This window comes from Lysobacterales bacterium (assembly GCA_019634735.1).
Lineage (GTDB): Bacteria > Pseudomonadota > Gammaproteobacteria > Xanthomonadales > UBA2363 > Pseudofulvimonas.
The window spans coordinates 77,043-101,619 of record JAHCAT010000011.1 but is presented as its reverse complement, the minus strand read 5'-3'; the positions used below and the strand labels follow the sequence as shown (position 1 = coordinate 101,619).

Below are 24,577 nucleotides of genomic sequence, written 5' to 3'. Positions count from 1 at the left end.
GTTTCCTCATGCCGCCCGGCTGCCGCCCTGCCGCCGCAGGTGCACCAGCAGCAGCGAGATCGCCGCGGGGGTGACGCCGGCGATGCGGCCGGCCTGGCCGAGGGTGTCGGGGCGGGCGGCTTCCAGCTTCTGGCGCTCCTCGGCGCCGAGGCCGGCGACGACGGCGTAGTCGAAGGCGGGCGGGATGGCGGTGGCCTCGTGGCGGCGCGCGCGCTCGACCTCGAGCTGCTGGCGCTCCAGGTAGCCGGCGTACTTGGCGCGCACCTGCACCTGCTCGGCGACCTGTGGGTCGTCGGCGCCAGGCTGCAGGTCGCGCACGGCCAGCAGGCTGGTGTAGTCGAGTTCCGGGCGGCGCAGCAGGTCGAGCATCGAGGTCTCGCGGCTGACCGCGATGCCCAGGTCGCGCTCGACGGCGGCGGCCAGGGCGTTGCCGGGCGCCGCCCACAGCGCGCCCAGGCGGGCGTGTTCGGCGTCGATGGCGTCGCGCTTGCGGGCGAACGCGGTCCAGCGCGCGTCGTCGACCAGGCCCAGTTCGCGGCCGGCTTCGGTCAGGCGCAGGTCGGCGTTGTCCTCGCGCAGGTGCAGCCGGTACTCGGCGCGCGAGGTGAACATGCGGTAGGGCTCCAGGGTGCCGTTGCCGGTGAGGTCGTCGACCAGCACGCCCAGATAGGCCTGGTCGCGGCGCGGCGTCCACGGCGTCTGCCCGTGCGCGGCGCGCGCGGCGTTGACGCCGGCCAGCAGGCCTTGCGCGGCGGCCTCCTCGTAGCCGGTGGTGCCGTTGATCTGGCCGGCGAAGTACAGACCGGCGATGGCGCGCGTCTCCAGCGAGGCGTGCAGGGCGCGCGGGTCGAAGTAGTCGTACTCGATGGCGTAGCCGGGCCGGGTCAGGTGGGCGGCCTCGCAGCCGGGCAGCGAGCGCACCAGGGCCAGCTGCACGTCGAACGGCAGCGAGGTGGAGATGCCGTTGGGATAGACCTCGCTGCTGTCCAGGCCTTCAGGCTCCAGGAACACCTGGTGGCTGTCGCGCTCGGCGAAGCGCACCACCTTGTCCTCGATCGACGGGCAGTAGCGCGGGCCGCTGCCCTCGATGGCGCCGCTGTACATCGGCGAGCGGTGCAGGGCGGCGCGGATGATCTCGTGGCTGGCGGCGTGGGTGTGGGTGATCCAGCAGCTCACCTGGCGCGGATGGTCGGCGGTGCTGCCCAGGAAGGAGAACACCGGGCGCGGGTCGTCGCCGGGCTGCTCGGCCAGCCGCGAGAAGTCGATGCTGCGGGCGTCGATGCGCGGCGGCGTGCCGGTCTTCAGGCGCCCTGCCGGCAGGGCCAGCTCGCGCAGGCGCGCGGCCAGGGTGGTGGCCGGCGGCTCGCCGGCGCGGCCGCCGGCCTGGCTGGCTTCGCCAACATGGATGCGGCCGGCCAGGAAGGTGCCGGTGGTCAGCACCACCGTGCGCGCGTGGATGTCCAGGCCGGTGGCGGTGCGCACGCCGGCGATGCGGCCGGCCTCCAGCAGCAGGTCGTCGACGCCCTGCTGGAACAAGGCCAGGCCCGGCTGTGCGGCGACGGTGCGCTGGATGAAGGCGCGGTACAGGGCGCGGTCGGCCTGGCAGCGGGTGGCGCGCACCGCCGGGCCCTTGGAGGCGTTCAGGCGCCGCCACTGGATGCCGGCGGCATCGGCGGCGCGCGCCATCACCCCGCCGAGGGCGTCGATCTCGCGCACCAGGTGGCCCTTGCCGATGCCGCCGATCGCCGGGTTGCAGCTCATCGCCCCGATGGTGTCGAGGCTGTGGGTGAGCAGCAGGGTGCGGGCGCCGGCGCGGGCCGCCGCCAGCGCCGCCTCGGTGCCGGCGTGGCCGCCGCCGACGACGATCACGTCGAAGGGTTGGGACAGGTCCATGGCCGGCATTGTAGGACCGGTGGTGCGGGCCGGACCGGCTCCTTCTCGCCTGATCGGGCGCAGGCGCGAGGGAACCTCCCGGCACGGACATCGCCTCCTGCCGGTGTTCGCTATCCATTCCCTGCGTCGTTTACCGGTCTGACAGCAAGCAAAGCCCTGCCCCCGCCACAAGGCCAACCCAGGAGACGCCGGCCATGACCCCTGCCCCGCCACTCAGGAATCCCGGCCTGCCGGCCGGCGGTCGCATGCGGTGGCTCGCCTGCACCCTGGTCTGCGCCCTGACCAGCGCCGGCCAGGCGGGCGGCCTGGCCATCGACCAGGCGGTGGTCGCCGGCGGCGGCGCGCGAAGCACGTCGGCGGGCGGTTGCCTGTCGGTCACCGCGACGCTCGGCCAGGAGCCGGTCGCGCCCGCCAGCGGCGGTGGCTTCGCGGTGGCGGCCGGCCTCTGGCCGGCGCTCGCCGGCCTGCCCGGCGATGCCCTGTTCATCGATGGTTTCCAGGAGTGCCTGTGATGTCCCGTGCCTGCCCGCTTCATCCCGTCCTGCTCATGGCGGCGCTGGCCGCCCTGCTCGCCTGGCCCCGGCCCGCGTTTGCGGACCCCCAGCTTCCCGATTTCAGCTACCAGGGCCGGCTGACCCAGAACGGCGCCCCGGCCAACGGCAGCTTCGACTTCGAATTCGCGCTGTTCGACGCGGCCGTGGCCGGCAACCAGGTCGGCCCGACCCTGCTCGAGCCCGGCTTTCCGGTGGCGGACGGCGTGTTCACCGTGGCGCTGGCCTTCCCGGGCGCCTTCACCGGCGAGCAGCGCTGGCTGCAGGTGACCGTGAACGGCCAGGCGCTGCTGCCGCGCCAGGCGGTGGGCGCGGTGCCGGTGGCGCAGTTCGCGCTGTCTGGCAGCATCGCCGGTCCGGCCGGCGGCGACCTCGCCGGCAGCTACCCGAACCCGGTGATCGCCAATGGCGCCGTGACCACGGCCAACATTGCCGTCGGCGCGGTCACCAGCACGCGCATCGGCGACCTGGCGGTGACCAGCGCCAAGCTGGGCAGCAGCTCGGTGACCACCGCGAAGATCGCGACCGGTGCTGTCGCGACGGACCGCATCGCCGATGCTGCGGTGACCACGGCCAAGATCGCCGCCGCGGCGGTCAACTCGGCGCGCATTGCCGACGGCGCGGTTACTTCGGCCAAACTGGGCAATGGTGCTGTCGGCACGAGTGCCCTGGGCAACGGCAGCGTGACACTGGCCAAGCTGGCCGGCGGCAACGCAACCGGCACGGTCAGCTTTTCGCTGGGGGCCGGCGCATGTGCCGACCTGAATGTCGGGGTCAACGGGTCGCAACCGGGCGACCTGGTGATCTTTTCCTGGGGCGCCAACGCATCGATCCCGGTGAACCTGGTGGTGGTCGGCCACCGGGCGGTCACCGCCGGCCAGGCGGTGCTGCGCGCCTGCAACCATGGCTCCCTGCCGACCTCCGTCAGCAACCAGCAGGTGCTGATCCGCACGCTGCGCTGATCGCGCGCCGGCGCCGGCGGTTCAGCCGGCCGCCGGCTCCGGCTCGTAGCGGTAGCCGACCCCGTAGACGCTGTGGATCAGCGTGCGGCCCGGCAGGGCGTCGTCGAGCTTGCGGCGCAGGTTCTTGACGTGGGAGTCGACGGCGCGGTCGGAGACATCGCGCCAGTCGTCGTAGATGCGGTCGAGCAGTTCGGCGCGGCTGAACACCCGGCCGGGCCGTTCGGCCAGGGCACTGAGCAGGCCGAACTCGACCGCGGTCAGCGTCACCGGCCGACCGCCGACCACCACCCGGCGCGATTCGGCGTCGATCTCGACCACCGCCTCCTGGCCCGGGCCGCCGCGGCGGGCGTCGAGACGACGCAACACCGCCTTGACGCGGGCGATCACCTCGCGCGGGCTGAACGGCTTGCAGATGTAATCGTCGGCGCCCAGCTCCAGGCCCAGCAGGCGGTCGATCTCCTCGACCCGCGCCGTGACCATCACCACCGGCAGGTCGGACTGGCGGCGCAGTGCGCGGCAGACCTCGATGCCGTCCATGCCGGGCAGGTTGAGGTCCAGCAGCATCAGGGCCGGCCGGTGTTCGGCGACGGCGGCCAGCGCCTGGTCGCCGCGCTCGACGATGACCGGCTCGAAGGCGGCGGCGCGCAGGTAGTCGGCCAGCAGGCGGGCGAGCTTGGGTTCGTCCTCGACGACCAGGATGGTGGCGGTCTCTTGCGTCGTGCTCATGCCGCCTCTCCCGTGATCGGCAGGTCGATGCGCAGGGCCAGGCCGCCCAGTGCCGAGGGCGACGCGGCGATCGTGCCGCCGTGCGCCTGCACGATGCGGCGCACGATGGCCAGGCCCAGGCCGGAGCCGCGACCGGCGCCGGCCTCGTCGCGGGCGCGCGCCGGGTCGCCGCGCACGAACGGCTCGAACAGCTGTCCGAGCATCGCAGGGGGCACGCCCGGGGCGCTGTCCTGCCAGTCCAGGTGCAGGCCGTCCGGCCCTGCCGTCAGGGTCACGGCGATGCGGCCGCCACGATCGGTGTAGCGCAGGCTGTTCTCCAGCAGGTTCTCGACCAGCTGCCGCAGGCGTCGGGCATCGCCGTGCACCTGCACGGGCCGCGCGGGGCGCGTCCAGCCCACTGTCAGTCCGTGCTGCGCCAGTCGGCCGGCGTTGGCCGACAGGCACTCGTCCACCAGCGCGTCGAAGGCCAGGTCGGCCATCCGGTAGTCGAGCGCGCCGAGGTCGGCCAGGGCCAGCTCGCGCAGCTCGTTGATGAGGGCGCCCAGGTGGGTGGCCTCGGCGTGCAGGGAGGCGACCGCGTCGCGGTCAAGCGGCCGCACGCCGTCGAGCAGGGCCTCGAGTTCGCCCTTGAGCACCGCCAGCGGCGTGCGCAGTTCGTGCGCGGTATCGGCCATCCAGCGGCGGCGTGCCGCATCGGCCGCCGCCAGCGACTGGCCGAGCTGGTCGACGTCGCGCGCCAGGGCGCCGATCTCGTCGCGGCCGGCCGGCCCGACCCGTGCCCCGAGATCGCCATCGGCGAGACGCCGGGCAACGCTGCCGATGCGACGCACGGGCCCGGTCCAGACCCGCGCCAGGGCCATCGCCGCCAGCGCCAGCGCGACCAGCATCACCAGTGCGGCAACCACCAGGCCGCGACGCTGGTCGGCCAGGAAGGCCTGGCCCAGGCGGCCGCTGGCATGACGCAGTTCGACCAGGCCGACCCAGCCGACCTGGACGCCGTCGACCTCGACCGGCAGGCGGCGATGGGTGGCGGCGAGCGCGTGGCGACCCAGCACCGGCTGGCCCTCGCTGTCGTGGATCGCGACCCGCGCCCAGAACGGCGTCCAGGGTGGCGGTGGCTCCCGACCGTGACGTGGCGCAGGCGGCCGCTGCCGGGGCGCCCGTGCGGCATGGGCCGGTGGCGTTGGCAATGCCTGCGTCGAGGAGTCGTCCTCGAGTGCACGGACGCGCGCGTGCAGGGCGCGCCAGGCGACGCGCTCGGGCTGCGCACGCAAGCCCGCCCAGCCGCCGTCGCGGCGATGCACCTCGGCGGCGGCGGCGGCCAGCGGCACCAGGCGCTCGGCATCGGCGTCGTTGATGTAGGCGATGAAGCCGCGGCCCAGGCGCCAGTCCAACGCCAGTGCGAGCGCCAGCAGGGCGAGGGTGCCGGCGGCCACCATCGACAGGGCCAGTTTGGCGTACATGCTCATGCCGGCACAGTATCGGGCCGGACCATGGACGCTTGATGGAGGGCGACCGGCAGGGATTGCCGGGGCCGCCCCGACCGGGGTCGCCGGTCGGGGCGCACGACGCTCAGAGCGCGCGCGGCCGCAGCCAGCGCAGCAGGGCCGGCATCACCAGGATCGCGCCCAGCATGTTGGCCAGGAACATGAAGCTGAGCAGGATGCCCATGTCGGCCTGGAACTTGAGCGCCGAGAAGATCCAGGTGCCGACGCCCACCGACAGGGTCACCGCGGTGAACAGCACGGCAGCGCCGGTGGTGCGCAGGGCGCGGAAGTAGGCCTCGGTCATGCCGACACCGGCACGCAGGTCCTCCTGCATGCGCGAGTACAGGTAGATCGCGTAGTCGACGCCGATACCGACGCCCAGCGCCGCCACCGGCAGGGTGTTGACCTTCAGGCCGATGCCGAGCTTGGCCATCACCGCGTTCGACAGCATCGACACCACGGCCAGCGGCACGACGATGGCGATGGTCGCCGACAGCGAGCGATAGGTGAGCAGGCACAGCAGGATCACCGCCGCGTAGACCCACATCAACATCGGCCATTGCGCCGCCTGCACGGTCTCGTTGGTGGCCGCCATGACGCCGGCGTTGCCGGTCGCCAGGCGCAGGTTGATGCGGTCGCCCACGCCCGCTTCGCCGTCGGCCAGGGCCTGCGCCTGGGCCTCGCGGAAGCCCTCGCGGTAGGCGTCGTTGTCGGCGCGGAACTGCTTCACTGCCTCGACCACGCGGTTGATGGTGGTCGCCTTGTGGTCGGTGAGGAACAGCATCACCGGGATCGCGCTGCAGTCGCTGTTGAGCAGACCGGAGTCGGTCTCGAAGCCCTGGGTGGCGACGCGCAGCTGGTCGCTGCCGCGCGGCAGCGCGCGCCAGCGGATGTTGCCCTCGTTCCAGCCGGCATTGACCATGGTCGCCGCCTGCGGCAACGACATCACTTGCTGCACGCCTTCGACGTTGGCCATGTGCCAGGCGAAGCGGTCGATGGTCTCCATCACCGGGTAGCTGGCCGTGCAGGAGTCCGGCGCGGCCTCGGCGATCACGTAGATCGAGTCGATGCCCAGGGCGAAGCGCTCGGCGATCAGCGCGGCGTCCTGGTTGTAGCGGGACTCCGGGCGCAGCTCGGGCACGCCAGCCTCGGAATCCCCGATCTGCATGCCCTGGCCGATCCACCAGCCGCCGGCACCGAGCGCCAGGGCGACGACGATCACCGCCAGCGCCGGACCGCGGCCGGTGCTGCGCGACAGGCCGCGCCAGACGCCGTCCATGCCCTCGCGACGGCCGGCCAGCGCGCGGCTGGCGCGGCGCACGTAGGACAGCAGCACCGGCAGCAGCACCAGGTTGGTCAGGATGATCAGGGCGACGCCCAGGCTGGCGGTGATCGCCAGCTCCTGGATGATCCGGATGTTGATGAACAAGATGGTGACGAAGCCGATGCAGTCCGAAGCCAGGGCGATGATCCCCGGCACCAGCAGGCGTTGGAAGGTGCCGCGCGCGGCGGTCTCCGGATCCTCGCCGTCCAGGCGCTGGTTGAGCCAGCGGCTGATCATCTGCACGCCATGGCTGACCGCGATCGCGAACACCAGGAACGGCGTCAGGATGTTCATCGGGTCGATGCCGAAGCCGAGCAGGCGCAGGGCGCCGAGCTGCCAGACGACCGCGACCAGGCCGCAGGTGATGACCAGCGCCGACAGGGTCAGCGAACGGCAATAGACGTAAAGCAAGAGCAGGGTGATCAGGATCGCGATGCCGAAGAAGGCGACCACCGACTTGGCGCCGTCGCTGACGTCGCCGACGATCTTGGCGAAGCCGATGATGTGCAGGGTATGGCGGTCGTCCTCGTAGACGCCGCGCAGGTCCTCCAGGCGCGAGGCCAGCGCCTGGTAGTCCAGGCCGGTGCCGGCGTCTTCGGGGATCAGGTCGGCCCAGACCATGGTGCCGCCGAAGTCGCGCGCCACCAGGCGGCCGACGATGCCGGCCTTGACGATGTTGCCGCGGATGGTCTCGAACTCGCCATGGTCGGCGACGTAACCCTCCAGGTTGGGCGTGAACGACTGCGGGATGACATTGCCGCCGGCGAAGCCGTCCTCGACCACCTCGACGAAGCGCACGTTGGGCGTGAACAGCGAGCGCACGCGGGCGTCGTCGGACTCGTCGAGCGCCATCACGTCGGAGGTGAGCCGCTCCAGGGCCGCCATGTACTCCTGATTGAAGATGTCGCCGTCCCGGGCCATCAGCGCGACCAGGACGCGGTTTGCGCCGCCGAACTCGCGCTCGTAGTCCAGGAAGGTCTGCATGTACTCGTGTTCGAGCGGGATCTGCTTCTTGAACCCGGCGTCGACGCGCAGCTGGCTGGCCGCCCAGAGCATCACCACCGTGACCAGGGCGAACAGCACCAGGATCACCGGCCTGGCGCCGAACACCAGGTTTTCCAATGCGCGCTTCATGGCTGACCTCCGTGGCGGACCTGCCCGTATTCGCCCAGCAGCAGGACGCCGTCGGCGCCCAGGTCGATGACCGCGGCCAGTACGCCGGCCTCGGCCAGGGTGGTGGCGCGGAAGCCGCGGGCGCCGGCGTCGCCCTCGAGCAGCAGGCCGTTGGCGCCGACCAGGACGATACCGCCGCCGCGGCGCGCGCCGCCGAACAGGCTCAGGTCGGTGCCGGTCTCCACCGGCGTCCAGGTGTCGCCCTCGTCCTCGCTGATCAGGGCATTGCCGCGCAGGCCGAAGGCCAGTACCCGGGCCTGGTCGAGCGGCAGCAGGCCGAACATGGAGCCGTCGTAGGGCAGGCTGGTGCGTCGCCAGGTCGCGCCGTCGTCGTCCGAAACGAAACCGGCACCGCGCTCGGCGACGATGAACAGGCGCCCGGAGTCGAGGCGGGCAATGGCGTTGAGATGGGGGTCCTCCTCGGCATCGAGCATCAGCTCCGATTCGTCGAACAGCAGCGGGTCGCCGCCATCGTCGATGCCGTCGGCGTCATCGGCGGTTTCCGCGGGCTCGTCGGCAGCGCCCGGCTGTCCATGCGCCTGCAATTCGTGCTGCTGCCAGGTCGCGCCGCCGTCGTTGCTCTCCAGCAGCAGGCTGTAGGCGCCGATCGCCAGCACGCGGTCGGCGTCCAGGAACAGGATGTCCAGCACCGGCGCGCCGCTGGTGGGATCGTCGCTGGCCGGATCCCAGGGCATTTCCCGGACCCGCGCCCAGGTGGCGCCGCCGTCCGCGGAGTGCAGCAGCACGCCGTCATGGCCGCCGGCGACCAGCCGCGTGCCGTGGCCGGCGACCGCGGTGAGGGTGGCGCGGGTCGGCGTGGCCGCCTGACTCCAGGTGGCGCCGAGGTCGTCGGAGAGCAGCACGTGGCCGCGTTCGCCGACCACCAGCAGGCGGCCGTCGTCCATGCGCAGGCCGTCCAGCAGCAGCGCGTTGGCCGCGCGCGGCAGGATCTCGGAGGTCGAGGTGGCGGTGTCGGGCCAGGCGGCCCACGTGGCTGGCGCTGCCAGCAGCAGCGCCAGCAGGGCGGACCTGGCGGATAGGGTTGCGGTCATGGCTTGGCCTTGCCTCCTTGGCTGACGCGTCTGGGCGGACCGGCGGAACGGCCTTGCCCGGATTTGACCAGATTCCCGCAAGGCCGGCCATGTCGCGGCCGGGCGTCTTCCAGGCTCCCGATGCGCGACCGGCCGCTCTGGGGCGGCCGGTCGGTGTTGCCCTGCTGCGTCGCGGCGGTCAGCGCACGCCGCGCTGGCGCAGGTTCTGCGGCGAGAACTGGTCGGCGGAGAACTGGATCCGGTAGTCGATGGTGCGACCCTCGGTGTTGTCCAGGCCCGAGGCCAGGTAGCGGCCGTTCTTCAGGTCGTGGTGGTTCTCCAGGGTCGACCAGAACAGCGGCATCTCGTAGTAGCTGATCGAGGGCGCCTCGGAGTAGCGCCAGATGTTGCCCTCGCCGTCGTAGTGGTCGATGACCAGGATCTGCCAGCTGTCCTCATCGACATAGAAGGTGCGCCGGCTGTTGATGTGGCGGGAACCGGCCTTCAGGCGCGCCTCCACCACCCACACCCGGTGCAGCTCGTAGCGCAGCATGTCCGGGTTGATGTGGCCGGGGCGGATCAGGTCGCCGATCGGCGCGGAATGCGCCTTGTAGCTGTTGTAGGGCACGTACATCTCGCGCTTGCCGACCAGCTCCCAGTCGAAGCGGTCCAGGGCACCGTTGAACATGTCGGTCATGTCGTTGGTGCGCAGGTTGTCGGAGGCGGTGCCGGGGTTGTCGTAGGCGACGTTGGGCGCCAGGCGGACGCGGCGCTGGCCCGGGTTGTACACCCACGCGCGGCGCGGCGACTCGGCCTGGTTCAGCGTCTCGTGCACCAGCAGCAGCTGGCCGGCCAGTCGCGGCGGCGATTCCACCGACTGGTAGAAGTACAGCAGGATGTTGTTGATGTCGGCGATCGTGCGGCCCTCGATGAAGTAGGGCGCATAGAAATCCTCGCGCAGGCGCACCAGGTTGTAGCTGCCGCCGGAGGTGACCGGCGCCTGGTTGTTGTAGCGCATCGACGACACGCCCTTGAACTTCAGCTTGTGGTTCCAGATCACCTCGTTGCCGTTCGCCGGGATCGGGAACGGCACGCCCTCGGCGGCGTCGGCGACGCCGTCGCCGTTGCTGACCAGGCGGGCGGTGGTGGCGTTGCGCCGGGTCATCTCGTAGATGCGCTCGGGGAAGGCCGCGCTGCGCCGGGTCGGGTAGACGTTCATCCGGAACGTCTCGTAGCGCTCGAACATGGCGCGCTGGCCGACGCTGAGCTGCTCGGCATGGTCGGCCAGGTTGGCGCGGGTGATGGTGAACTGGATCTGGTCGCTGGCGAACGGGTCCGGATGGAACTCGCCGAAGCTGTAGCCGGACGGCGCGCTGCGCACGCCGCCCTCCCAGGCCGGGATGGCGCCGCCGTTGCCGGCCATCTCGCCGCCCATCGGGGTCAGGTCGCGGCCCAGGCGGTCGGCCTCGGACTGCGGCACCGCGGCGATGCCGGGCAGGGCCACCAGGGCCGCCGCCAGCGCGCTCGTCAGAAGGGTGTGTCGGATTGCCATGGTCTGGTCCTCAGAACGAGTAGCGTGCGGAGATCGAGTAGAAATCGCGATCGGCGAGGGTATTGAACATGCCGGCACCGAAGAAGCGCGTGTAGCTCAGGTCGACCGCCCAGCGCTGCAGGTAGTTCGCCTCGACGCCCAGGGTGTAGGACTTGCGGTCCTCGACGAAGTTTCCGCCCGGGCCCGGGGTGGTGCCGTTGACGTCGTGGTTGAAGGCAAGGCGCGGCGAGACCAGGAACGGCGTGCCGAAGGCATTGCTGTAGTCGGCGCGCATGGCCAGGCGATAGCCCCAGGAGAACTCGGTGGGGAAGCCGCCGACCTGGGTGATCGGGTTGCGCAGCGCGCCGCTGGTCACGTCCGGGCCGCCGCCGGTGTCGGTGCCGTCGCCCTGGTAGCGCAGCACGCTGGGGTCGGGCAGGTCGCGGACCTTGGTGCCGCCGACCTCGATGACGATGGAGACCTGGTCGGCGGCCAGCCAGTTGCCCGGCCCGAACACCTTGGTCAGGGTGAACTGGCCCTGCCAGACCTTGTGGCGCTCCCAACCCTGGATCTCGGCGCCCGGCGCGAACTCGCCGAGCTGGCTGCGGAAGCGCAGGCCCGGCTGCGGGATCAGCGCGTTCAGTGGCGACAGGCCGGCGAACAGCACCTCGACGTCGTCGATCTGCAGCGGCACGTTGGTCTTGTGGCTGACCTCGCCCTGGAAGGCGACGCCCCAGGGCAGCAGGGTGTTGGCGCTCAGGCCGACCATCTTGATGTCGTCGGGATACTCGACGAACACCCGGCCGCTGTTGGGGTTGGAATTGGTCACCGCGTTGCCCGAGATCAGCGGCAGGCGGCTGGCGTAGTTCATGTAGTACAGGCCGAACTCGGTGCTGTTGAGGTTCTCGGCGAAGTAGCGCATCGCCAGGCCCCAGTCGCCGCGATCGCGCGGATAGCGGTCGCGGCCACGCGGCAGGGCGGCCTGGCAGGACACCCGGTACAGCGGAATCAGCGCGCCGCCAGGGCCGGCCGGCACCGGCTGGTTGAGCGCCGGGATGTCGCTCGGCCGGTTGCCGTAGCACACGTCCCAGAACAGGTCGGGGTTGAGCACCGGCTGCGGCACCGTGCCGAAGTTCAGCATCGCGTAGGTGCCGCCCAGGGTGGCGAAGTCGTTGGTCGAGAAGAAGGTGCCGACCGGCTCCGGCTCGGTCTGCTCGAACTCGAGCAGGTACATGCCCTCGAACGCGAGGTTCTGGGTCACGTTGACCGAGGCGAACACCATGTTGACCGGCAGGAAGGCTTCCTTCAGCTCGGCACCGGCGACGCGCAGGCGCGAGACGTCGACCGGATTGATGACGTTGATGCCGTTCTGGATGAAGGTGTTCTCGCCCCAGCTCACCACCTGCTGGCCCAGGCGCAGCGAGCCGTTCAGGCCGCCCGACTCGCCGAAGTTCCAGAACACGAAGGCGTCGAGGATCTTGGCATCGCGGCCGACCTTGTCCCGCGCATAGCGGGAGATGTCGTTGCGGCCCTCGTATTCCCAGTCGTAGAACGCCGTGCCGCGCAGGAAGGCGCCGAAGTTGCGCCAGTTGAGCGCGAATTCCGAGGTGATCTTGGCGGTGTTGGAGACGACATCGCCCTTGTCCCACTTCAGGTTGGCGTCGTCGCCGTTCACCGACCAGCGGCCGGGCGCGGCGCGCTGCTGCGGATTGGTGAGGCCGAGCAGCGGGAACAGCGGGTTGAGATTGGCCTTGCCGACGGTGTTGTCGTTGGGGTTCTCGGCGCGAACCGAGACGCCGTAACTGACCGTGGTGTCCAGCGAGCCGGACCATTCGCCGCTGGTGAAGTCCAGGGCCGCGGCGCCGGTGGCAGCGCCGGCCAGCGCCAGGGCGATGGCGGTGCTCAGGGAAGTGCGCATGTTCATGGAATCGGGCTCCTGCCGGTCACTGCTGGATGACGCTGGTGTTCTGGACCAGCACGGCGGTGCCGTTGCTGGCGATGAAACTGGCCGCCTGGCCCTGCATCTCGGCGGTGACCGCCATCGACGCCGCTGGATTCAACAACGATCCATGGTCACCCGCGTTGAAGCGCACCGCGCCGCGAATGCCGGCGGCGTTCTGGGTGGTGGCGGTGATCGGCGCCAGGCCCAGCACGCGGATCATCGGCTCGGTACCCGACAGCGGCGCGCCCGGCACGGCGTTCGGCACCACGGTGTCGCCGGCCACCTGGTGCAGCAGCACGCGGTTGGTGGCGGTGACGAAGCCCCAATTGATCGGGTCGCCGGAGTCGATGACGGTCTGGGTGATCAGCAGGAACTGGTCGAAGTTGGGGGTGCCCGGCTGCACACCCGCCGCGGCCAGGCCGGCGCGGATGCTGGGGCCGAAGGTCTGCGAACCCTCGAGCAGGCGGGCGATGCCACCGCCCGGCACCGACAGGAAGCCGGTACTGACGGTGTCCGACAGGGCCAGGAACGGGGTGCCGACGATGCCGCCCAGCGACAGGCCGGCGAAGGCGATGCGCGAGCCGTCGGTGTCGGCGCCGGCAGCGCCGTCGAGGTTGAACTGCGGGATGGTCGCGGCCAGCGACAGCAGGTCGACCTCGCCCTGACGCAGGTTGTCGCGCGAGGTCAGCAGGCTGCCGAGGTTGACGAAGTGGGTGCCGGAGGCGTCGACCTGGCCATCCGGACAGACCGGCGCGCCGCCGGGACAGGGACTGCCGTCGTTGGGCAGCAGGTCGACATCGAAGGTGCGCTCGCGCGCCACGGCGCCGAACGGGCTGTTGCCGATCGCCAGCGGCGAGCTCGGTGGCAGGCCGTGCAGGGGCAGGTCGATGGCGACCGTGACGAAGCCCTGGGCGGCCAGGGTCGCCGCCAGCGGCAGCGCCTGGCTGCGGTTGCCGCGAATGCCGTGCTGGAAGATCACCACCGGCCAGCCGGCGGCCGGCTTGCTGCGACCGGAGTTGGCGTTCGGCACGGTCACCAGCACCGGCACGCGCTGGCTGGACTTCACCCGCGGGAACGGGTTGGCGAAGGTGAGGTTGGTCGAGGTCGGGTTCAGGCCGAGCCCGTTGAACGGCGGCACGTAGGCGCCGGGGTTGGCCTGCCAGAAGCCGGTCAGCACGCGGGTATTGGTCTGCGGGTTGCCGGCCTCGGGCGCCTCCAGGTAGTAGGGCAGCTCGATGAAGCCGATCCAGAGGTCGGCGACCGGCGGCAGCGGCAGGCCGACGTTGGCGGTGGTCAGGCCGGTCGGTGCGAGCTGGTGGGCGCGCGGCTGCACGGTGCTCTTCACCGCCTGCAGCACCGGCGTGATGCTCTGGGTGGTGCCCACGAAGCTCAGCACGATGCGATCGCGCGGGATGCCGCGCGAGGCGGCCGCCGCCTCCTGGCTGTTGACCAGCTGGCGCAGGCCCTCCAGCGAGGGGCAGCTGGTCGGCGGGATCAGCGGGTCGAGCACCTGGGCGCCATTGCACACCGGGGTGGTGCGCTTGGCCAGGAAGTAGGTCTGGTCCGGCGTGGCGTCGTTGCCGTTGGCGTCGGTGACGCCGTTGGTGATCACCGCCATGTAGCTGGTGACCTGCTTGAGCGGCACGGTCGGCACGATCGCCAGGGTGCGGCCGGTGGTGTCGGTGGGCGACAGCGCGACCACGAACTCCTGCGGCGCCAGTTCGCGCACCACGCCGGTGACGCCGCCGCCGGGCCCGGTCAGGGTGACCTCGAACAGGCGCACGCTCTGGCCGGCGACCAGGGTCGCCGGATTCGGGCGCACCGACCAGCTCATCGACCAGGGCGCCACGGTGCTGAAGCCGTCCAGCGCGCTGAGCGCGACGGCCGGGTCGGCGAAGTTGTTCGGGTTGGCGACCGGCGGATTCAGGGTCAGGTCGGTGGTGCCCGAGAGCAGCAGGTTGCTGGGGAAGGGCAGCACGCCGGCGCCGGGATCGAAGCGGGCGGTGATCACGCCGGTGACCGGCGAACCGTTGTTGTTGGTGGCCGCCGGTGCCGGCACGGCGCGCGGGCTGTTGCTGCCGCCGCCGCAGGCGACCAGGCTCAGCGCCAGCAGGCCGGCGGAAATGGAACGCGTGATGCGCATGATGTCTGGACTCCCTGGCGCGATTCGTTACGTCAATTCGAGGGAGGAACCCCTCAATACGCCGCCGTATCATAGGCAGCCGGCGGCGTCCTTGGCAATGCAAAGAATTCGTAAAACCGTCGGTCGATCAGGATGTTGCGCCGCACCATTCAGGCGCCGGGAAAGTCCTCCGCCGTCGGCCTGAACGGCTCGTCCCTCAGACCCAGCAGTGCGCGCGCGGGGGCGCGGTCGAACACCAGGTCCTGCCGGCAGCGGGCCAGGACGGCGGCCAGGTCGCGCCCGGCCAGGCCGAACGCGGCGGCGACCCGGGCCGTCCAGACCAGGCCGGGCAGCGCGCAGACGCGCCCCGGCGGCGCCACGGCCGCAGCCACCCGGCGGGCCATCTCGTGGTACGGCATCGTCTCGGCACCGGGCAGGTCGAGGGCGCGACCAGCGGCGTGATCCGTTGCCATGGCGGCGGCCACCGCCGTCGCCACCTGCCGGGCGTGGATGGGTTGGCGCCCGCCCCGGGCACCGGTCGGCACCGGCAGGCAGGGCAGGCGGCGGGCCAGCGCAGCCAGTCTGGACAGGTTGCGGTCGCGACCATCGCCCCAGATCAGGGTGGGACGCAGCACGGTCCAGGCGATGTGGCGCGGGTCGCAGGTCGTTGCCAGGTCCTCCTGGGCGGCGTGCAGCCGGGCGGCCAGGGCGCGTTCGGCCGGGTCCGGCGAGTCGCGCTTGCCGGCCTCGCTGGTCGAACCCAGGGCGACCAGACGTTGCAGGTTCGAGGGTGCGACACGGCGCAGCCAGCCCGGCAGCGCCGCAAGGGGTCCGGCGCTGGCCAGCATCGGCAGGTCGGGCCAGGGACCCTCCCCCGTCTCCAGCGAGAAGGCCGGGCCGCAATGCCAATGGGCAAGGTTCGCCAGCGCCGGCGGCGGCGCCGACGCCCGGGTGGTGGCGTGCACCGGCACCCCGGCGGCAGCGAGCTGTCGGACCAGGTGGGCACCGACCAGGCCGCTGCCGCCCAGCACCAGCACCGGTCCGCGGGCGGGCTGGACAGCGAGGGCGGGTTGCGGCGAAGGTTCGTCCATGCCCGCCAAGCGTAGCCCGCCTTCGCGTCGATCCTTCGCCCGTCCCCGCCCCGGCGTCGGTCGGACCGGCGTCGATCCGGCCGGCGGCGCCGGCCGATGACGGTCGCACCGGCGCCTGGCGGCGGCCTGCGGCCGCACCTGCTCTGGCTGATTCCCCTGGTGGCCGTGGTCGTCGGTGCGCTGCTGCACCGCGCCGGCATGCCGGCGGCGATGGCGATCACCGTGGCGATGACCGTGCTGTGCGCGGGCTGGTGGATCGGCGAACCGGTGCCGGCGCCGGTCACCGCGCTGGCGCCGATCGCCCTGCTGCCCCTGCTCGGCGTACTGACCCCGGTCGAGGTCGCCCAGGCCTACGGCAACGACCTGATCCTGCTGCTGATGGGCGGCTTCATGCTGAGCAAGGCCCTGGAGGCGCAGGGCGCGCACCGGCGCCTGGCGTTCGGCATGGTCCGCCTGTTCGGCGGCGACAGCGGCGGCCGTCTGCTGCTGGGCTTCATGGCGGCCACCGCGGTGTGCAGCATGTGGATCTCCAACACCGCCACGACCCTGATGATGATCCCGGTGGCGCTGGCGGCGCTGGAGCGCTATCCGGATCCGCGCCTGCGCCTGCCGCTGATCCTGGGCATCGCCTACGCGGCGTCGATCGGCGGAATGGGCACACCGATCGGTACGCCGCCCAACCTGGTGTTCATGCGCACCTATGAGCAGGCCACCGGCAGCGCCTACAGCTTCCTGGACTGGATGCGCGTCGGCGTGCCGGTGGTGATGGTGTTCATTCCCCTGGCGGCGCTGTGGCTGGGCCGGCGCCTGGCCGGCACGCCGGCGGCGCCGCTGCCGGTGCTGGGCGGCTGGAGTCCCGGCGAGCGCCGGGTCCTGGTGGTGTTCGCGATCACCGCCCTGGCCTGGGTGACCCGCACCGAGCCGTTCGGTGGCTGGCGCGAATGGCTGGGGCTGGTGCAGGCCAACGATGCCTCGGTCGCCCTGCTGGCGGTGCTGGCGATGTGCGCCCTGCCCGACGGCCGCGGCGGGCGGCTGCTGCGCTGGGAACAGGCGGCGGCGATCCCCTGGGGCGCGCTGATCCTGTTCGGCGGCGGCATCGCCCTGGCCACCGCCTTCGAACGCTCCGGGCTCAGCGCGGCGATCGCCGGCGAGCTGTCCGGGTTGCAAGGCGTTCCGCCGTGGCTGCTGCTGGTCGCGGTCTGCCTGGCAATGACCCTGCTCTCGGAGATCGCCAGCAACACCGCCAGCGCTGTGCTGGTGATGCCGATCCTGGCCGCCGCCGCGGTCGCCATGGAGGTCGACCCCGCCCTGCTGATGCTGCCGGCGGCGATGACCGCGAGCTGCGCGTTCATGCTGCCGGTGGCCACCGCCCCGAACGCCGTCGCCTATGGCTCCGGGCTGGTGACCTCGCGCGACATGCTGCGCGAGGGCGCGGCGCTGAACGCCATCGGCCTGACGGTGATCATCGCGCTGAGCTGGCTGATCCTGCACTGAGCGCGGCCCCGGCGCCGGCCACCTACCCAGCCACCCGCCGCCGCACCCCGGCGCGACATCATGGCAAGCGCCGGCCCTCTCCCCCGCCCCTCCCCCGCACGGCGGGGGAGGGGAGAAGTGCGGTGCCGCCGCATGAGGGGTAGGAGAGAAGTGCGGTGCCGTCGCATGAGGGGGAGGGGTGAAGTGCGGTGCCGTCGCATGAGGGGGAGGGGTGAAGTGCGGTGCCGTCGCGTGAGGGGGCGTCCGTTCGCCACACCACTGCTGCTGCATGAGGCGGACATCCTGTCCGCCTCGAGCCGAAGCATCGGCAGCTGCGGGAGTGGGAAGATAGGGACGCCCCGTGCTTGCAACTGCACCTCCAGCATTCCTCATTCGGTGAGCATGTTGGCCTGCAAGGCGCCCGTGCCATCGAGCGTCCGATCCAGTTCCGGGGATCGCCTGGGCAGCACGGCGAACCGAAGGGTCTCCCGCCCGGCCCCTCGCCCTGGCGAACGGGGCGCGTACCGGGTGACCAGCCAGGTTTGCGCGGCATCGTGAAGCGATCGACGCAACCTCAGGCTGCCAGCGGCCCCGCCTCGGTCCTACCGGTGGCGGGACACCCCGTATTCCCAGCCGGTTGGCCGCGGAGGGGCGGTGCCTGCACAATGGCGGCCCGCACCCGCAGGCAGCAGGACAGGTCATGGCGCAGATCAAGGAAGCGAAGGTCCCGGACATCGGCGACTTCACCGACGTGCCGGTGATCGAGCTGCTGGTTGCGGTCGGCGACAAGGTCGTCAAGGACCAGGGCCTGGCGACGCTGGAGTCCGACAAGGCCACCATGGAGGTGCCGGCGCCCTTCGCGGGCACCGTGCGCGAGTTGAAGATCAAGGTCGGCGACCGGATCGGCGAAGGTGCGGTGGTGGCGATGATCGAGCTGGCCGAGGCCGGTGGCGACGACGGCAAGGCGGCCTCCACAGCCGCGCCGGCGAAGGCGCCCACCGCCGCGCCTGCAGCCGCCGCCGACGCCCCGCCACCGGCACCGGCGCCGGCCCGGGCCGCAGCATCGGACGCCGCGACCACGCCTGCGCCCTCCGCCGGCACGCCGGCCTCGCCTCCGGTGGCCTTCGGCGCCGAGGCCGTGGCGCCTGGCAAGGTGCCGCACGCCTCGCCGGCGGTGCGCGCGTTCGCGCGCGAGCTGGGCGTCGACCTCGGCCGGGTGACCGGCAGCGCTCGCGCCGGCCGGATCACCCGCGAAGATGTCCAGGCCTTCGTCAAGCAGGCGCTGGCCGGCGGGGGCGCCCGCAGTGGCGGCGGTGGCGGCGGCCTCGACCTGCTGCCCTGGCCCAAGGTCGACTTCGGCAAGTACGGCCCGGTGCGCAGCGAGCCGCTGTCGCGGATCAAGAAGATCTCCGGCGCCAACCTGGCGCGCAACTGGGCGATGATCCCGCACGTCACCCAGTTCGACGAGGCCGACATCACCCAGATGGAGGCGTTCCGCAAGGAACTGGCCGGTGAGCACAAGGACGTCAAGATCACGCCCCTGGTGTTCCTGATCAAGGCGGTGGTCGCGGCCCTCAAGGCCTTCCCGCGCTTCAACGCCTCCCTCGACGCCAGCGGCGAGAACCTGGTCCTGAAGGACTACTTCCATGTCGGCATCGCCGTCGACACGCCCGACGGCCTGGTCGTGCCGGTGCTGCGCGACTGCGACGGCAAGGGCCTGGTCGAGCTCAGCCGCGAGCTGGCGGCGATCTCCGCCAAGGCCCGCGACCGCAAGCTCGGCCCCGGCGACATGGCAGGCGGCTGTTTCTCGATCAGCTCCCTGGGCGGCATCGGCGGCACCGCGTTCACGCCGATCATCAATGCCCCCGAAGTGGCGATCCTCGGTGTGTCGCGCTCGTCGACCCGGCCGGTCTGGGACGGCAAGGCCTTCGAGCCGCGACTGATGCTGCCGCTGTCGCTGTCCTACGACCACCGCGTCATCGACGGCGCCGACGCCGCCCGCTTCACCAGCTTCCTGGCCCGCACCCTGGGCGACCTGCGCCGGCTGCTTCTGTAGGCAGGAACCGGTCCATCTCCGCCGGTCCGTCGGAGAACGACTGACCGGTCGTTCTCCAGGTTGCTCGCCCGCTGCCGGCCCGGACCGGCCTCCGGAAGACCGTCTGTCTGCGCACCCGCCTCGCCGCGCACCCACCCTGGCCGCAACCGGGAAGCCGATCTGCAACGTTGGCGGTAGCGTGCGGCAGCGCAACGGCCGTGCCGCGAAGACGCAGCATCGAATGCTGCTCCACGCGATCGCGCACGTCCTGGCGTTCCGACCGTGCAGCCGCTCCGCTCATCGCATTCGCGCGACGCGCGCACCGCCGGCCCGGCACGATGCCCCTGCCGGGCTGGCAGGCCCCCGCCGATCCGGGCGGTCCGGCGGAAGCGACGGGGGCACGCCATCGTTGAGGAATCGAGCATGAGAAAGTCACTGACCCTCGCCATCGGCGCGGTCCTCGCCGGCAGCCTTGCGGCCAGCCAGGCCGGTCTTCCCGACCTGATCTTCGCCAACGGCTTCGAGGCGCCACCGGCGGTGATCTGCGGCTGGGACACCACGCTGGGAACGCCGGGCGGTTCGCTCAACACCATCGGCCGCTGGGGCAACGACCTGTATGCCGGCGCGTCCGGCGCCGGCAGCTTCGGCGGCGTGCCGGGCGGCGTCGCGCGCATCGACCTGGGCACCGGCACGGTGTCGCCGCTGGCCACCACCGAACTGGTCGACGGCTTCGTGACCAGCTTCGTGCCGTACACCACCGCGGGCACGGAACGCCTCTACCTGGTCGGCGCCTTCAACGGCATCCGTTTCGGCGGTGTCGAACTGCCCGGTTCGCGCGGCGTGGTCGCCTGGGACGGCACGACCACCACCACCCTGCCGGGCTCGCCCTTCGCCCAGCCGCTGGTGTTCGGCCAGGCCGGCACCGCCTGGAACGGCCTGCTTGCCCTGGGCGGCGCCGGCGGCGCGGTCGATCCGCCGCAGAAGCCGGTGCTGGCGCTGTGGGACGGCAGCGACTGGCAGGTCTGGCGCGAGGAGTTCACCGGCACCGTGGCGCCGGTGATCCTGGCCATGGAGGTGTTCCAGGGCGATCTCTACTTCGGCGGCCGCTTCGACAACATCACCGTCCCCGATGGCGCGGGCACCACGACGACCACCTCGAAGAACGTCATGGGCTTCGACGGCGAGAACTTCTTCCCCCTGGCCGCCGGCCTGGACCGCGCCACCAGCGTGGTCTCCCAGGTCCTGGCGCTGAAGACCTTCGACGACGGCACCGGCGAGGCGCTCTACATCGGTGGCCGCTTCGACCGCGCGATCGGCATCGGCCCGATGTTCGCGGTGGCTCGCTGGGACGGCACCACGCTGTCGGCGGTCGGCGCCGGCTTCCCGATGCCCAACGAGGTGCGCAGCCTGGAGGTCCACGACGACGGCAGCGGTCCTGCCCTCTACGCGGTCGGCAACTACACCGCCGATACCGCCGCCGTGCCGATCCGCCGCGTCGCCCGCCTGCGCGACGGCGAATGGGAGGAGGTGGCCGGCGGCGCCGACGCCAACCCCAACAAGGCGCTGAGTCTGCCGGACGGCAGCCTCGGCATCGCCGGAAACTTCACCGAGGTCGGCGGAACCGGCGTGCCGGGCAGCGGACCCAGCAGCGGCTTCGCCGCCCTGGTCTGCGTGCCGGATCCGGACTGAGCCACGCCCGGCGCGAACCTCGACGAGGTGCGCGCCGGACACGGGGCGCCCGCAGCCCGACCCGACTGTCGAGAAGCGGCCATCATGGCCGCTCTCCGCGCATTCTCCATCCGGTGCCGGCCCAGACTGCCCTCCGGCGAAGCCGCCTCCCCGCGTGCCACGCCGCGCAGCCCTTGGGGCCGCAACGGGCGACTGTTCCTGAGCGGCCTGCCCGGGGGCTCAGGGCGCGGTGATCGCCTGGTGGGCCTGCGCCGCCAGGTCCGCATCGGGGCGGACGTGGACACGCCAGACGACGCCCGCGTGATCCAGCAGCAGGGCCCAGGCCGGGCCCGAACGATGTGCGAATGCGGTCGCCAGGGGCTGTGTGCCGGGCGGGCGCCGCAGCGCGCGCACCAGCCAGGCGTGCGGGTCCTCGCGACCGGACAGCAGCAGCCCGGTGTACTCGCCCAGACCTTCGATCAGTTCCTGGCCGCGCTCGGCCTCCGCGGCAAGCAGTCCGATCCGGGCATGGCGGGCCTGGCGGGCGGACCAGGCCTGCTGCACCGCCCGGTGCAGGCGCTCGGGCCGGTCGCGATGCGCCAGCGCGCGGGCCAGCGCGCGCCATTCCCGCTGCAGCAGGCGGCGCGCGGCAGGATCGTCGTCGAGGTGGCTGGCCGGCGCCGCCTGGTCGGGCAAGCGCAGTTCGTTGCGCAGACGCTGCCAGAGTTCGCGACCCAGCAGTTGCCGGCGATCCAGCGGGTCGGCGGGCAACGGCCAGGCGAGCTGCGCCCATCGGACGTTGTCCCATTCCAGGATGCGCTCGCCTCGCGGCAGGTCGTCCGGCAGGCGACCGGCGAACACGGCAGTCCCGTGCTTTGCGGCCAGGACACCCGACAGGTCGGGCCGGTTGCCGACCGCGGCGCCGGTGCCGGGCTCGACCAGCAGCAGCGGACCGCACAGCATGCGCGCCCACAGCACGCCGGCGTCCTCGGTGCACAGGGCCTGGGCCTGGTCGAACACTTCGGCGGCGGCGCGCGTGTCGATAGCCTGCGCGGGAGCGGCGAGGGGAACCAGGGGCGTCGATGCGGCCAGCAGGAGCAGCACGCTGGCCAGCGCTCCACGGGCAGGGCCGGAGCGGCGGTCGGACGGGATCATGCGGGGCGGGGCGACGTGGATGACGGAATGATGACCTTAGCGGCCGGTCATGACAGTGCGGTTGCAGGCGTGGTCCTCGCCAGCCGGAGGGGCTTCAGCAGCGGCCGGCTATCCTTCGCCGGTCAGTCCCGAGGAACCGCATCTTGAGCGAAGCCCCCGCCCCCGCCGACGCGCCCGCCATGCGCAGCCTGCGTGTGCGCAACGCCACCGCCGCCGATGCCGCGGCGGTCGCCGAGCTCACCGACCGGGTCTACGGACCGAAGCTCGGCTACACCGCCGAGATGCTGCTCGGTCAGATCGCGCGCTTCCCGGAAGGCCAGCTGGTCGCCGAGGCCGGCGGCCAGGTGGTCGCCTACAGCGCCAGCTTCCGGATCGCCGAGCGCGTGGCGATGGCGCCCCACGACTGGCTTGCCATCACCGGCGGCGGCTTCGCCTCCCGACATGACCGCGCCGGCGACTGGCTGTACGGCATGGAGTCCTGCGTCGACCCGGCGTTCCGCAACCTGCGCATCGGCCGGCGCTTCTATCAGCGCCGGCGCGAGCTGTGCGAGGACCTCAACCTCAAGGGCGTGGTGTTCGCCGGCAGGGTCCCTGGCTTCCGGCGCTGGCGCCGCCGCAACGGCGGCGATATCGGGGACTACGTCGGGGAGGTGCAGGCCGGCGCGATCCGCGACCGCGCCTTGACCTTCCAGCTTCGCAACGGCTTCGAGCTGGTCGGCATCCTGCCGGGCTACCTGCCGTCGGATCGCGATTCCGAGGGCTACGCGGCGCATCTGGCCTGGCGCAACCCGCGTTTCCGCGACGCCACGCCGCAGCCAGGCGTGCGCAGCCGCCTGCCCGACGCCGTGCGGGTCGCCACCATCCAGTACCAGCAGCGCCGGGTCGCCTCCTTCGAGGAGTTCGCCACCCAGGTCGAGTTCTTCGTCGAGACCGCCTCGGACTACCGCGCGGACTTCACCGTGTTCCCCGAACTGTTCACCCTGCAACTGCTCTCGGTCGAGAACCGGCCGCTGTCGCCGGCCGACTCGCTGAAGGCGCTGACCGGCTACACCGGCCGCTTCCAGACGCTGCTGTCGGAACTTGCGATGCGCTACAACACCAACATCATCGGCGGCTCCCACCCGACCATCGTCGAGGACGGCGACGTCCACAACATCTGCTACGTGGCGCTGCGCGACGGCAGCGTGCACACGCAGGAGAAGATCCACATCACCCCCAACGAGCGCAACTGGTGGGGCATCAAGGGCGGCGATGTGGCGCGCGTCATCAACACCGACTGCGGACCGGTCGGCGTGCTGATCTGCTACGACAGCGAGTTCCCCGAGCTGGCCCGCCACCTGGTGGACCAGGGCGCGCAGATCCTGTTCGTGCCGTTCTGCACCGACACCCGCGAGGGCTACCTGCGGGTGCGCTACTCCTGCCATGCCCGGACCATCGAGAACCAGTGCTACGCGGTGCTGTCCGGCAATGTCGGCAACCTGCCCGGGGTCAACAACTTCGACATCCAGTACGCGCAGAGCTGCATCCTGACCCCCTGCGACTTCCCGTTCGCGCGCGACGGCATCGCCGCGGACACGACACCGAACGTCGAGCAGGTGGCGTTCGCCGACCTGCGCCTGGACACGCTTGCAGCAGCCCGCAGCGAGGGCACCGTGCAGAATCTCAAGGACCGCCGGCACGACCTCTACCAGGTGCGCTGGCGGCGGCGCTGACCGGCCGGAACGACGGCCGGCCGGCCCGGAAGATGCCGCCGGGCGAGGCGTGCGGGTGTCCTGGCGCCCTGGCCCGCTGCTAGGCTGTCCGGCAGTCGCCCATCGAGGATTCCGGAATGTTGAAGCGCATCGCCCTGTCCTGCCTGTGCCTGTCCATGGCCGCCACGTCCCCGGCCGTGCAGGCGGACGAGCACAGCCCGGAAATGGCCGCGGCCATCGAGCTGCTGGCCCTGATGGACATGGAGACCATGATCGCCGGCATGCAGGAGCAGCTGCACGGCATGATGCGCGAGCAGATGCAGGACCTGCTGCGCTCGGGCCCCGGCGCCCAGCACTGCCCGCAGTTGCAGGCGACCATCGACAGCTTCGCCGGCGACACCGCGGCACTGATCGGACAATCGCTGTCCGGAGAGACCTTCCTGCCCGAAGTGGCGCAGGTCTACGTGGATGTGTTCAGTCTGGAGGAAATCCAGGCAGTCACCGACTTCTACCGCTCGCCGGTCGGCCGCAAGATGCTCGAGAAGATGCCCGAGCTGATGCAGCGTTCGATCGAGATCTCCCAGCGGATGGTCGGCGAAATGATGCCGGGGATCGATGCCCTGGTGACCCGCTTCGCCAGCAAGGCCGAGGCGGCGCAGGCGTCCTGCGACGCCGACGACTGAGTCCGGCAGGCCCGCCTTCGCCCACCGCCCATCCCGAAA

17 protein-coding genes are annotated in these 24,577 nt (G+C 71.7%); 7 read left to right on the top strand and 10 right to left on the bottom strand.

Annotated features, from left to right (window positions below; genetic code table 11):
* Nucleotides 1–6 precede the first annotated feature (6 nt).
* Nucleotides 7–1,893 carry a tRNA uridine-5-carboxymethylaminomethyl(34) synthesis enzyme MnmG gene (mnmG, locus tag KF823_11510; protein ID MBX3726528.1) on the bottom strand — a complete coding sequence of 629 codons (1,887 nt, stop codon included), beginning with the start codon at nucleotides 1,891–1,893 and terminating at the stop codon, nucleotides 7–9.
* A gap of 194 nt (nucleotides 1,894–2,087) precedes the next feature.
* Between mnmG and KF823_11505 the strand changes: the two genes are divergently transcribed.
* The gene (locus tag KF823_11505) at nucleotides 2,088–2,405 is read left to right on the top strand and encodes a hypothetical protein (protein ID MBX3726527.1); all 318 of its coding nucleotides are present in this window, start codon (nucleotides 2,088–2,090) and stop codon (nucleotides 2,403–2,405) included.
* Nucleotides 2,405–3,406: a hypothetical protein gene (locus KF823_11500; protein MBX3726526.1), complete on the top strand. Its 1,002-nt coding sequence runs from the start codon at nucleotides 2,405–2,407 to the stop codon at nucleotides 3,404–3,406. Before KF823_11505 ends, KF823_11500 begins: the two co-directional genes overlap by 1 nt.
* 21 nt (nucleotides 3,407–3,427) lie before the next feature.
* On the opposite strand, the gene KF823_11495 is transcribed toward KF823_11500, so the two are convergent.
* The 8 genes from KF823_11495 to KF823_11460 all read right to left on the bottom strand — a co-directional run bounded on the left by KF823_11495 (nucleotide 3,428) and on the right by KF823_11460 (nucleotide 15,833).
* Nucleotides 3,428–4,132: a response regulator gene (locus KF823_11495; protein ID MBX3726525.1), complete on the bottom strand. Its 705-nt coding sequence runs from the start codon at nucleotides 4,130–4,132 to the stop codon at nucleotides 3,428–3,430.
* Nucleotides 4,129–5,601: a HAMP domain-containing protein gene (locus KF823_11490; GenBank protein MBX3726524.1), complete on the bottom strand. Its 1,473-nt coding sequence runs from the start codon at nucleotides 5,599–5,601 to the stop codon at nucleotides 4,129–4,131. The genes KF823_11495 and KF823_11490 overlap by 4 nt, the downstream gene beginning before the upstream one ends.
* 103 nt (nucleotides 5,602–5,704) lie before the next feature.
* The gene (locus tag KF823_11485; GenBank protein ID MBX3726523.1) at nucleotides 5,705–8,077 is read right to left on the bottom strand and encodes an RND family transporter; all 2,373 of its coding nucleotides are present in this window, start codon (nucleotides 8,075–8,077) and stop codon (nucleotides 5,705–5,707) included.
* Nucleotides 8,074–9,168, bottom strand: a complete 1,095-nt coding sequence (locus KF823_11480; protein MBX3726522.1) for a hypothetical protein — start codon at nucleotides 9,166–9,168, stop codon at nucleotides 8,074–8,076. The genes KF823_11485 and KF823_11480 overlap by 4 nt, the downstream gene beginning before the upstream one ends.
* A 178-nt stretch (nucleotides 9,169–9,346) precedes the next feature.
* Nucleotides 9,347–10,699: a DUF1329 domain-containing protein gene (locus KF823_11475; protein ID MBX3726521.1), complete on the bottom strand. Its 1,353-nt coding sequence runs from the start codon at nucleotides 10,697–10,699 to the stop codon at nucleotides 9,347–9,349.
* Between the two features lie 10 nt (nucleotides 10,700–10,709).
* A complete protein-coding gene (locus tag KF823_11470; protein ID MBX3726520.1) occupies nucleotides 10,710–12,602 on the bottom strand; it encodes a DUF1302 domain-containing protein in 1,893 nt (630 codons plus the stop codon).
* Nucleotides 12,603–12,621: 19 nt separating this feature from the next.
* A complete protein-coding gene (locus KF823_11465) occupies nucleotides 12,622–14,763 on the bottom strand; it encodes an Ig-like domain-containing protein (protein ID MBX3726519.1) in 2,142 nt (713 codons plus the stop codon).
* 149 nt (nucleotides 14,764–14,912) lie between these two features.
* Nucleotides 14,913–15,833 (bottom strand): NAD-dependent epimerase/dehydratase family protein, encoded by a 921-nt coding sequence (locus KF823_11460; GenBank protein ID MBX3726518.1) that lies wholly within the window; start codon nucleotides 15,831–15,833, stop codon nucleotides 14,913–14,915.
* A 96-nt stretch (nucleotides 15,834–15,929) separates the two neighbouring features.
* On the opposite strand from KF823_11460, the gene KF823_11455 reads away from it, so the two are divergent.
* The 3 genes from KF823_11455 (at nucleotide 15,930) to KF823_11445 (ending at nucleotide 21,030) form a co-directional block, all read left to right on the top strand.
* Complete coding sequence (locus tag KF823_11455) at nucleotides 15,930–17,327, top strand: SLC13/DASS family transporter (protein MBX3726517.1); 1,398 nt, start codon at nucleotides 15,930–15,932, stop codon at nucleotides 17,325–17,327.
* A gap of 679 nt (nucleotides 17,328–18,006) precedes the next feature.
* Nucleotides 18,007–19,362 (top strand): dihydrolipoyllysine-residue acetyltransferase, encoded by a 1,356-nt coding sequence (locus KF823_11450; GenBank protein MBX3726516.1) that lies wholly within the window; start codon nucleotides 18,007–18,009, stop codon nucleotides 19,360–19,362.
* 402 nt (nucleotides 19,363–19,764) lie between these two features.
* A complete protein-coding gene (locus KF823_11445; protein ID MBX3726515.1) occupies nucleotides 19,765–21,030 on the top strand; it encodes a hypothetical protein in 1,266 nt (421 codons plus the stop codon).
* 219 nt (nucleotides 21,031–21,249) lie between these two features.
* On the opposite strand, the gene KF823_11440 is transcribed toward KF823_11445, so the two are convergent.
* Entirely contained in the window at nucleotides 21,250–22,164 is a 915-nt protein-coding gene (locus tag KF823_11440) for a hypothetical protein (protein ID MBX3726514.1), read from the bottom strand.
* A 179-nt stretch (nucleotides 22,165–22,343) separates the two neighbouring features.
* On the opposite strand from KF823_11440, the gene KF823_11435 reads away from it, so the two are divergent.
* Together KF823_11435 and KF823_11430 are read left to right on the top strand one after the other, a co-directional pair.
* Nucleotides 22,344–23,876 carry a carbon-nitrogen hydrolase family protein gene (locus KF823_11435; GenBank protein ID MBX3726513.1) on the top strand — a complete coding sequence of 511 codons (1,533 nt, stop codon included), beginning with the start codon at nucleotides 22,344–22,346 and terminating at the stop codon, nucleotides 23,874–23,876.
* A gap of 116 nt (nucleotides 23,877–23,992) precedes the next feature.
* The gene (locus KF823_11430) at nucleotides 23,993–24,538 is read left to right on the top strand and encodes a DUF2059 domain-containing protein (protein MBX3726512.1); all 546 of its coding nucleotides are present in this window, start codon (nucleotides 23,993–23,995) and stop codon (nucleotides 24,536–24,538) included.
* Nucleotides 24,539–24,577: the final 39 nt, after the last annotated feature.

Coding starts and splice junctions, on each gene's coding strand:
- mnmG (MBX3726528.1), bottom strand. CDS start 1,893: ATGGACCTGTCCCAACCCTTCGACGTGATCGTCGTCGGCGGCGGCCAC.
- KF823_11505 (MBX3726527.1), top strand. CDS start 2,088: ATGACCCCTGCCCCGCCACTCAGGAATCCCGGCCTGCCGGCCGGCGGT.
- KF823_11500 (MBX3726526.1), top strand. CDS start 2,405: ATGTCCCGTGCCTGCCCGCTTCATCCCGTCCTGCTCATGGCGGCGCTG.
- KF823_11495 (MBX3726525.1), bottom strand. CDS start 4,132: ATGAGCACGACGCAAGAGACCGCCACCATCCTGGTCGTCGAGGACGAA.
- KF823_11490 (MBX3726524.1), bottom strand. CDS start 5,601: ATGAGCATGTACGCCAAACTGGCCCTGTCGATGGTGGCCGCCGGCACC.
- KF823_11485 (MBX3726523.1), bottom strand. CDS start 8,077: ATGAAGCGCGCATTGGAAAACCTGGTGTTCGGCGCCAGGCCGGTGATC.
- KF823_11480 (MBX3726522.1), bottom strand. CDS start 9,168: ATGACCGCAACCCTATCCGCCAGGTCCGCCCTGCTGGCGCTGCTGCTG.
- KF823_11475 (MBX3726521.1), bottom strand. CDS start 10,699: ATGGCAATCCGACACACCCTTCTGACGAGCGCGCTGGCGGCGGCCCTG.
- KF823_11470 (MBX3726520.1), bottom strand. CDS start 12,602: ATGAACATGCGCACTTCCCTGAGCACCGCCATCGCCCTGGCGCTGGCC.
- KF823_11465 (MBX3726519.1), bottom strand. CDS start 14,763: ATGCGCATCACGCGTTCCATTTCCGCCGGCCTGCTGGCGCTGAGCCTG.
- KF823_11460 (MBX3726518.1), bottom strand. CDS start 15,833: ATGGACGAACCTTCGCCGCAACCCGCCCTCGCTGTCCAGCCCGCCCGC.
- KF823_11455 (MBX3726517.1), top strand. CDS start 15,930: ATGACGGTCGCACCGGCGCCTGGCGGCGGCCTGCGGCCGCACCTGCTC.
- KF823_11450 (MBX3726516.1), top strand. CDS start 18,007: ATGGCGCAGATCAAGGAAGCGAAGGTCCCGGACATCGGCGACTTCACC.
- KF823_11445 (MBX3726515.1), top strand. CDS start 19,765: ATGAGAAAGTCACTGACCCTCGCCATCGGCGCGGTCCTCGCCGGCAGC.
- KF823_11440 (MBX3726514.1), bottom strand. CDS start 22,164: ATGATCCCGTCCGACCGCCGCTCCGGCCCTGCCCGTGGAGCGCTGGCC.
- KF823_11435 (MBX3726513.1), top strand. CDS start 22,344: ATGCGCAGCCTGCGTGTGCGCAACGCCACCGCCGCCGATGCCGCGGCG.
- KF823_11430 (MBX3726512.1), top strand. CDS start 23,993: ATGTTGAAGCGCATCGCCCTGTCCTGCCTGTGCCTGTCCATGGCCGCC.